The organism is Arthrobacter sp. 7Tela_A1, assembly GCF_049311065.1.
Taxonomy (GTDB): domain Bacteria; phylum Actinomycetota; class Actinomycetes; order Actinomycetales; family Micrococcaceae; genus Arthrobacter_B.
The window spans coordinates 20,085-28,984 of sequence record NZ_JAXIOO010000043.1; the positions used below are offsets into that span (position 1 = coordinate 20,085).

Annotated in this window: 10 protein-coding genes; 3 read left to right on the forward strand and 7 right to left on the reverse strand. The window is 64.2% G+C overall.

What is annotated here, in order from left to right; all coding sequences use genetic code 11:
• Positions 1–54: 54 nt before the first annotated feature.
• Entirely contained in the window at positions 55–633 is a 579-nt protein-coding gene (locus TVB01_RS14490; RefSeq protein ID WP_422456615.1) for a DUF3060 domain-containing protein, read from the reverse strand.
• A 357-nt stretch (positions 634–990) separates the two neighbouring features.
• Between TVB01_RS14490 and TVB01_RS14495 the strand changes: the two genes are divergently transcribed.
• Positions 991–1,830, forward strand: coding sequence for a type II CAAX prenyl endopeptidase Rce1 family protein (locus TVB01_RS14495; protein WP_422456616.1), 840 nt, complete (start codon positions 991–993; stop codon positions 1,828–1,830).
• A gap of 4 nt (positions 1,831–1,834) precedes the next feature.
• Here TVB01_RS14495 and TVB01_RS14500 read toward each other — a convergent pair whose 3' ends face one another.
• From TVB01_RS14500 to TVB01_RS14520, 5 genes are all read right to left on the reverse strand, one after another.
• The gene (locus TVB01_RS14500) at positions 1,835–2,659 is read right to left on the reverse strand and encodes a GNAT family N-acetyltransferase (RefSeq protein WP_055241463.1); all 825 of its coding nucleotides are present in this window, start codon (positions 2,657–2,659) and stop codon (positions 1,835–1,837) included.
• Entirely contained in the window at positions 2,646–3,155 is a 510-nt protein-coding gene (locus TVB01_RS14505) for a hypothetical protein (RefSeq protein ID WP_152969963.1), read from the reverse strand. The genes TVB01_RS14500 and TVB01_RS14505 overlap by 14 nt, the downstream gene beginning before the upstream one ends.
• Positions 3,156–3,263: 108 nt before the next feature.
• Positions 3,264–3,899 carry a TetR/AcrR family transcriptional regulator gene (locus TVB01_RS14510; protein ID WP_055241467.1) on the reverse strand — a complete coding sequence of 212 codons (636 nt, stop codon included), beginning with the start codon at positions 3,897–3,899 and terminating at the stop codon, positions 3,264–3,266.
• The gene (locus tag TVB01_RS14515; RefSeq protein ID WP_422456617.1) at positions 3,896–5,473 is read right to left on the reverse strand and encodes a PH domain-containing protein; all 1,578 of its coding nucleotides are present in this window, start codon (positions 5,471–5,473) and stop codon (positions 3,896–3,898) included. The genes TVB01_RS14510 and TVB01_RS14515 overlap by 4 nt, the downstream gene beginning before the upstream one ends.
• On the reverse strand, positions 5,470–5,985 hold the full coding sequence (locus tag TVB01_RS14520) for a PH domain-containing protein (protein ID WP_422399331.1): 516 nt from the start codon (positions 5,983–5,985) through the stop codon (positions 5,470–5,472). The genes TVB01_RS14515 and TVB01_RS14520 overlap by 4 nt, the downstream gene beginning before the upstream one ends.
• A 123-nt stretch (positions 5,986–6,108) precedes the next feature.
• Here TVB01_RS14520 and TVB01_RS14525 point away from each other — a divergent pair, with 123 nt between their 5' ends.
• A complete protein-coding gene (locus tag TVB01_RS14525; protein WP_055241472.1) occupies positions 6,109–6,933 on the forward strand; it encodes an NAD(P)H-binding protein in 825 nt (274 codons plus the stop codon).
• Positions 6,934–6,988: 55 nt separating this feature from the next.
• On the opposite strand, the gene TVB01_RS14530 is transcribed toward TVB01_RS14525, so the two are convergent.
• Entirely contained in the window at positions 6,989–7,294 is a 306-nt protein-coding gene (locus TVB01_RS14530) for an EthD family reductase (protein ID WP_422456618.1), read from the reverse strand.
• A gap of 188 nt (positions 7,295–7,482) precedes the next feature.
• Between TVB01_RS14530 and TVB01_RS14535 the strand changes: the two genes are divergently transcribed.
• Positions 7,483–8,850, forward strand: a complete 1,368-nt coding sequence (locus TVB01_RS14535) for an MFS transporter (protein ID WP_422456619.1) — start codon at positions 7,483–7,485, stop codon at positions 8,848–8,850.
• Positions 8,851–8,900 lie beyond the last annotated feature (50 nt).

Here is an 8,900-nt window from a genome sequence, read left to right on the forward strand (position 1 = left end):
AGGACGCTTCCGGCGGCGGGTGTGGAGGAGTGGTTGTCCCACCCATGCCCACGTTCACCGGGCCGCAACGGAGTTTGTACCCGTGGTTTCGACTGTGGGATCCCCCGAGGCATAGGTGATGCTGTTACTCTCCCCTTCGACGTCGATGTCACGGGTTTCCTCAACGCCGACAGTGTTCCCGGTCCCGTCGACGTCAATTTCGGGCACATTCATGAGGGTGGCCTCGTTGTTGTTGCCGTCAATATCGAGGCTTTCCGCGTCTTCGCCGCTCACTGTATTGTCATTGCCGCGGATATCGATGTCTTCACACTGACCGGTCGTCTTCACGTTTGTGCCATTCGTCTGAACGTCGATATCTCCACCGCCATTGCACGCAATGGTGATGCTGGTGTTCGGTTCAGTAATTCGGTGTTCCTCATCGCGGCTGAGGGTGATCGTCTCGTCGGAGTTTCCCGACGCCGCTGATGTGCCTGAGTCTGTCGGAGACGCGCTCACGCTCTCCGTCGTTCCATTGCTCGTTGAAGGAACACCGGTCTCGAGCGGTTCCGGCGTCGTATTGGTGCATCCGGTGATGAGTGCCAGGCCCGCGACTGCGGTGAGCACGGGCGCGGTGACACGGAAATTGCGGTACATGCGGGTTCTCCTCAGCTAGACGGGGCTGGGTGTTGTGCGGCCTGCCCCAAAGGGAAGCTGCGCTCTTCGGCGGTTCCGCTTCCGGGGCCTTTCCGCTTGCCTGTCCAGTCTCCACCTCGTTGGCCGGGACGGCCATGTTGAGGCTCGCCATTCACCACAGACTTGGCTGAATCGGACTGGCTTGGACGGAATGGCGCGGTGCGGGTGTTTGGGCACCGAGGTTCCCATCCCCAGGTGCCGGTGTTACGGAAGTGACCACGTAGACCACAGGAACACCAGGGAGTGGGAACCTTGGCCTGTTTACCCGCGGCGATGGCCGCCCTCGCAGGCCGCCGCGGGGAATCGGAAAACCGTTCCGTGAGCGAGCGTTATCGTTGCAGCGTGACGGACAAACGCATCGCCTGGCAGTTCACTGCGCTGACGTTCGTGATCGCCTATGGCTTCGCGGGCGCACTGATCATCGCTGCCCGGTTCGGGTATGAAGTGAACAATGTCGTCACAACGTTGCCCGAATTTCTCGCGAACGTGCCCTTCTCGATTTATATCCTCTCGCCGGCCATTGCTTCCTATCTCGTCCTGAGGAGGGCCGGGAAGGTTTCAGGTCCCGGCGCGTGGCTGAGGATGGTGTTCTTTGCCAAGGGCCGTCCGGCGGCCTATCTCTTGGTCTTCTCGGCACTCGGCGTGTACTTTTCGCTCCACCTGCTTATCTCGGGGCCCTCCGCATATGCACTCCCCTGGTTCATGTTTTTTCTCTCGCTGCCGGGCAACCTCATCATTGGCGGCATGGAAGAGGCCGGGTGGATGACGGCGCTGCAGCCGCAGCTCTACCGCCGGTGGGGCTATTTTGTTTCCTCCCTGGTGGTCGGAATTATCTGGCTGCTGTGGCACGTCCCGCTGTTCTTCATCCCGGGCACGAACCATGAGTCCGGCGTCATCGACTACTGGATGTTCGCTGTTCAGATCATGGCGTTCCGCTTCCTCTACGGCGCGATTCTCGCTCTGTCGCCCCGGAACGCGGTGTTCCTGTGCATCCTCTTCCACACCATGTTCAACGCTGCCAGCTTCACTCTGGGTGTCCCGCCGACAACTTGGGCGGGCACCGTCACGGCGAACGCGGCAGTGGTGGCTCTCGCCGTCGCGGTGGTGTTCTCCCGCCGGAATGGGAAGAGGGCGCCAGGCAGGCGAACGGGATCCTGACGGTTCAGCGCCCGCTCGGCGCGCTATGCCGGCTGTCTTGGCGGTACACGTAGCTGCCGGAGAGCCGAAAGCCGGCTCTGGCGTACAGCCCCTGCGCGTCGAGATTCGCCGCAGTCACCTGCAGCCAAAAGTCTGTTACGTCCGAATCATTACCTGCCCGCAGCAATTCCTCCAGGACCGCTGCCGCGAAGCCCTGGCGACGCGCTTCCGGGAGTGTAGACATGCAGTAGATGCCGCCCATGCTGCTGCCTTCCGGCAACGCGAGGCGTCCGACGGCGGCGGGGCGGCCGTCATTATTTCGCACCAGGGCGTACACGGAGGGACAGCCTGAGAGGATTCGCAGGGCTATGGCCTGTTCCTCGTTGCCTCCGCGGCCGTCCACCAGCCACCAGACGTGCATCCAGTCATCCGAGGGCACCGACGACAGTTCCACCGCCGGCGCCCCAGGGAACAATGCAGGATCAGGGAGATCCTTGGCACTCCGGGTCAGGACACGGGTTGAGGACTGTCGTGTGAACCCCTCCACGTCCAGAAGGTTGTGCAGGGCCGCCGCGTCGTCGGCGTCCTCGGAGATTTGGAAGATCACCGGCAGCCGGCGGCGGCCGTACCAGGACCGTGCCTCGCGAAGCAGACCGGAAAGTTCTTCACCGGAGTGTCCGTTGATTCCCCTCGGCCAGACAGAGTTGGCCCGCTGGGTTACTCCTCCCGCGGCGCGGAGAATCCAGCCGCCGGACTTGTGCCGGTCCAGTGCCGGCCACGCGGCGTCCATGGCGGACTCCAGCGACAGAGGCAAGGGCTGCAAAGACGTGGTGGGCCTACGGAGAGGCATGCTCTGCGTCCTTAGAGTCCATGATCAGGTCCAGGACGAGGGAAGTTACGGCGGTGATGACCGCCATCACGAGCCGCGGCCGGGCCGCTCCGCGACGCAGCAACCACGTTTCCATCCGCTCATCCACCACAAGGGTCAGCGCCAGAATCCCGCTCGAGGCAACGCCCACCGCGCCAGCCAGTGCCGTCAATGCGATCGTTGTTGTCCGTTGTGAACCCGCATTAGTACGCACATAGGAAGGAAGAGGTGCGGGGCAGTCTGCTCCGCCGTCGGACTTGGCAGTTGCAGGCGTGACAAGATCCACTCTCCCGGCGGCAGCCAGCTCCCGTCCCTGCTGAGCGCCTCTTCGCAGGGCCGCGGCAACTATGACGCCAATTGCGGCGCCGGGGGCAAGAACGTAGGCACGGCGCACTCGCGGGGACCATTCGGCCGGGCTTTTTAGGGTGAGCGCACCAGATATAGCGGCCAGCGCGAGCGACAGCGGAAGATTCTTCATGGTCAACACGCTACATGCGCCTTTTGAGCCAGGTTTGCGGCCAGAGGCCAGCTCCAGCCACGGGGTGCCTGATCAGCAACTGTTCCGCGGCCGCACCTTGCCTGAGTGTCAGCGCTCCGCGCCGCACAGGCCCGGCGGGGAAACAGCGAGCCCCTGAAGCAGGAAATTGACCGTCTCCTCGCCGAAGTTGCCGAGCTCGGCCTGCAGATCGCGCTGCAGTTCAGTGGCCCATACGTCCAGGAGCGATTCAACGAGTGATACAGCAATGTGCAGCGGCATCAGGCGGAAGACTCCGGCATCCATTCCGGCGGACAGGATGCCACGCAGCAATGCCGAGTCCTCCTCGGTTCCCGCCAGATAGAGCGGCGTTCCGTCCTCGGTTCGGTGCGACACAACGATCTCGAATCCCGCCGTGATCTCGGCACGGTGTGAATCGACGTAGGCCAGGTAGGCACGTGCGTAGGCGCGGAGCTGCCCGGCAGGATCCTTTTCAGCCTGCACCGCCGGCACGATCTCTTCGTACTGGTTGCCAAACACCTCGTCGACAACGCCGAGCAGCAGCGCTTCCTTCGAGGCGAAGTAGTAGACGATCGCGCTTTTCCCGACACCGGCACGCACCGCGATCTCGGACAGTGACGCCCGGTGATAGCCAATCTCGTTGACGGTCGTGATGGCGGCACGAATGATCTGTGCGCGGCGCGCCGTTCCGGTAAAGGTACGCGAAGGATATTCGGGGGGTGTCACTTGGCCATTATCGTCGATGCCAGCGGGCGCCCCTGCTCGATGAAGTCGCAGAGCACACCCGGTGCCGCATCTGAGGCAAGCCCTGCAGCCTGGTCTGCCGGCACATCGGGGATCTCATACGTGGACCAGCCGGCGGCGGTCATCGCCGACACGGTAGCCAGTCCCAGCCTGCGCTGCAGCAATGACTGCCGCACAGCTACTGTGCTCACCGCGTCGCGCCGCAGCGCTGAGGTAGTGCGGCTTAAGAGCCCGGAGCGCACTACCACGTACTCGTCCGCGATGGCGTGGCCGAGCGCACGGTAGGCGACGACGGCGGCGAGCAGCGCGGGTGGCCATGCCGCCGCGGCGGCCCAGGGCATCCACCCCGGTATCACTCCCGTGAGGGCGGGAAGGAGCAGGGCTGCGGGGGCTGCAGCAGAGCCCGCGGTCCCCCACCAGAGACGACGTCGTAGTGCGGTTCGCGGGTGTTTCGTCAGCGTTGCCTCAAAAGGGTTCTCGGGTCCGAAGATCTTCCCTGCCACACGGTGTGACTCGGTTACGGGCCCCCGGGGAAGGATTGCAGTCGGCTCCTGCGGGTCCCATGCGTTGAGGCCCGTGGTGATGACATTGGTATCGGCCATGCGCATCCACCTCCATAGGAGGGGTTCACTGATGGACATGCCGCGCATCCGGAGCTCGTCGCGGAGAACCTCACGCGTACTCAGCAGGCCCCGCCGGGTCCGCAGATGGCTGTGGTCCCCCGTCCTGATACGCGCGAGCTCGAATTTCCAGTAGCTGAGGAGGAAGTTCACTCCGAGTCCTAGTGCTCCAAGAAGACCGGTAACCGCGAGCACCAGGATGGTGATGACGACCCAGCCGAGCGAATCCCAGTCCGCCATGTTGGCAACGACGCCAACAACATCTATTCCAAAGCTTGAAAGCAACCAGAAGCCGCCCCACAGCAGCCCCGCGGCCATGGCGTAGGCCCAGATGCTGAACATGTTGTAGACGGCCCACCAGGGCTTGAAAACGGCAAGGACCTCTGCGGCTCTGCCTCCGCCTTCCCTCTCCCCACGCTTGTCCGTGGTGTCCAGAACGTCGGCGGTGGTGGCGGTCGGCCAAGGTGAGGCCACGGTGGTGTTGAAAAGGTCTTCCCGCAGGGCATCGGCGTCTGCGGCTGACAGCGCGTCCAGGACAAGTGCCGCTTCACCCGCTCCGGCCTGCTGTCCTGCGCCCACCGTGACGATGCGGAGACCGGCAATCCGGTGGCGGAGCTTGGTGGCAATGTCTACGCTGCGCACCCGGTCACGGTGGAGGGTGCGGTGCCGCCGGACGAATACCCCGCTGCGCTGCTCGATGTCCGTGGCAGTAAGGCGGTAGGCAGTGAAGGCCCACCTCAGGATGTCGGCGGCGGCGCCGCTGAGGCCCGCAACAGCCACGAAGGCCAGCGGCCAGAGCGCGGTGAGCGATGGATCAGCGCCGAAAACCCAGATCGCTGCGACCCCGGGAAGCAGCGAGAGCACACTTACCAGGACGTCAACCCACACCACGCGGCTGCTCAGGCGCTGCCACTGCTCTGCCGCCGGCTCGCTCATGTAGCATCCCCTTCGGAGAGTTCGGCTATTACTGCCAGGCGTGCGGCGGCATCTTCGGCAACGCGGCGGTCGAGACCGCGTATGTTGACGGCGCCGGACGAGGACGCCGTTGTCACCCGGAGTGTGGCGAGACCGAAGACCTGCTCAAGGGGTCCGCGCAAAGCGTCGACCGTTTGAATCCGTGACGTCGGGGCCACCCGCCATTCCGTGACCAGCCAGCCGCTCGATGCGTAGGTGGCCCGGTCAGTAACCTCCCATCGGTGCACGCGCCGGCGCCACCACGGTTCTATAACCACGCGCGCCGCCAGGACCAGCGCTGCGGCGGCGATCGGTGCTGCCAGCCAGATTCTGGCCTGATCCCAGAGAACAGCGGCCGCTATCAACACCGCAAGCGGGATCCCGCACAGCAACAGGTTTCGTACCAGCCACCACGCCGTTGCGCGGGGGTCCACCTGATGGGCGGGCGGACGGACCTTTATATTGGGCTTCTCGACCTCCGGAATAGCTGTCATGCCCAGAGTCTAGACCGATCGGTCGAATAATCAACCGCTCGGTCGAAACTCATTCGAACATTTTTTCAGTCCCACGAACATTGCGGACGCGGACTGTCCTTAATGGGTGCCACGATGAGGGCCATGCGCATTCTCATCACGGGAGCCACTGGGCAGGTCGGGCGTCACCTGGCCACTGAGCTGCTCGGAGCCGGCCACACTGTCCGCGCCCTTACACGGAGCCCCTCCAAAGCTGACCTGCCGAAAGGGATCGAGGTGGCCGCAGGCGACCTCACCAACACTGCCAGTCTCCTAACAGCATTTGAGGGCGTGGACGCCGTACACCTAATCACTTTTGGCGGGGACGACGGCGAAGATCTGACCAACGGGGCGGAGATCGTTAATCTCGCAGAGCGCGCCGGCATCAGCCGGGCAACTGTCCTTGGCGGCTGGTCCTCCACCTCTGTCGACAACGCACTGAAAGCCAGTTCCATCAGCTGGACCATCATTCAGCCTGCCGAGTTCATGGGTAACGCGCTGGAGCTCGCTCCCGAAATACGAGCCTCACGCACAGTCTCCATGCTCGCCGACTATCCCAGCGCCGTCGTGCATGAAGCTGACATCGCCGGTGTCGCTGCCGCAGCGCTCGCTACGGACCGGCACGCACAAAAGACCTACGGGCTGACCGGACCCGAGGCGCTCACACCGGCCGAGCGAACCAGCCTGCTCGCCGGTGCAATCGGAGAGCCGATCCAATTCGTGCAGCTGAGCGAGGACGAAGAGCGCGAACGGCTTCGCAACTACGGCTACGACGCGGACTACATCGAATTCGGCATCCAGCTGGCCACCCACGCCCCCAGGAACGCCGGCACCGTCCTGCACACCGTCAAGGAAGTCACCGGACGCCCAGCGCGGACCTTTAGGCAGTGGGCACACGAGCACCTCGATCAGTTCCGCGCCATGCACTGATCAGCCAGCCGCCCTTATATGCACAGGCGGCATATACGCCGGCGGCCAGCCTGCGTCAGTCGTCGCCGATGTCCGTAAACAGGGCCATGAACGTTGTCCCGGTAGCCTTCAACTGATCCATGAAGTCCGCTGCTTCGGCCGTCGCCACCGCCGCGGAAGCGTCGTCATAGCTGTCGAAGTACAAGTCCACGGTCCGGTATGCCGGGGTGGGTGAGCCGTTCTCCTTGGGCCAGACCTTTCCCGCTTCGAACCGCTGCAGGCGCGGAAGCTCTCGCGCGCTGCCTTCGAAACCCTTGTAGGCCGTTTCAAATGCCTCTGGGTCTGCCGGGTTGTCGATGATGAAGGTGATCTTGGTGGACACGGTGTTCTCCCCATTGGTAGGTCTGCGGTAACTGCGCGGATGAGGGGCCATTCTGTGGCATGAACGGGGAGTGCGCCACCGCTTTCCGCAGAACTTCCTGGAAGGGCCGTCCCCAAGGCAGTGCTGTGCGGCGCAGTCCGGTGTGATGATGGGAGCAAATACCGTCCTGTCCTGAAAGGGAGCACCACATGGCAGGAGCAGCTCCCGCCCCTGTAGGTAAGCGCAGCCGCCTGCTCGTCGTCGCAATTCTCGCCTCCTTCGTGGCGTTCCTGGACGGCAGCATTGTCACGGTAGCCCTCCCCGCGATCGGCGCGGAACTCGGCGGCGGGCTCGCCACCCAGCAGTGGACCGTCAACGCCTACCTGCTAACCCTCGGCGCGCTGATCCTGCTTGCCGGTTCGCTTTCGGATTCCTTCGGCCGGCTGCGGGTGCTCATCTGGGGGCTGATTGGATTCGGTGCCGCATCGATAGGCTGTGCCCTGGCCTGGGATCCGGAAGTCCTCGTCATCGCACGGGCGATCCAGGGCATGGCGGCCGCGTTGCTGGTCCCCAGCAGCCTGGCCCTGATTACGACGGCGTATGCCGGCCCGGCGCGCGCCCGCGCCATCGGAACGTGGACAGCCTGGACCGGCACCGCGGCGATCATCGGGCCGCTGCTGGGCGGCGTGCTGGTTGACTGGTTCAGCTGGCGCCTGATCTTCGCCGTCAATGTGCTGCCAGTGGCGCTGACCCTGGTCCTGATGCTGGGCCTGCAGGACAGCCCGCGCCGGCGTACGGCGCTGGACATTCCCGGCGCGCTGCTGGCCGTCACCGGGCTGGGCGGGTCGGTGTATGCGCTGATCGAACAGGAACGTCTGGGCTGGGGCGATCCTGCAGTCTACATACCCCTGGTGGCAGGTCTGGCGGCACTCGCACTGTTCGTTCTCCGCGAGTCACGGGCCAGGGCGCCGATGATGCCTCTATATCTGTTCCGTGTCCGCAACTTCCGCTACGGCAACCTGGTGACAGCCGCAGCTTACGGTGCGCTCTCCCTCGGCACGTTTGCGCTAACCGTTTTCGTCCAGGAAGCGGCAGGCTTCACTGCCATCCAAGCCGGCCTTATTTCCCTGCCGCTTCCGGTGGCCATGCTCCTGCTGTCCACTTACTTCGGAAACCTGGCCGGGAAGTATGGTCCACGGATCTTCATGACCTGCGGCCCGGCGGTTATGGGACTTGGTTTCCTGCTGATGCTCACGGTCAGCCCACCGCTGAACCTGCTGACCCAGCTGCTCCCGGGCCTGCTGCTCTTCAGCCTTGGGCTCGCGGTTATGGTAGCTCCGCTGACCGCCGCCGTGCTGGGTGCACTGAACGAGACCGACGCCGGAATTGGTTCCGCCGTGAACAATGCGGTCAGCCGGGTGGCCGGCCTCATTACGGTTGCCCTCATCGGCACCATCTCCGCCGGGTCCCTGGACTACGCAGGCTTCCAGCGGACGGCACTGGCGACGGCGCTGCTGATGTTCGCCGCGGCACTGATTGCGTTCCTGGGAATCCGTACGCCCAAACCCTCGAACTGAGTGCCCGGCTAAAGTCCGGTGTCCTCTTCGTGCCCCGCCCGCCCCCGGTT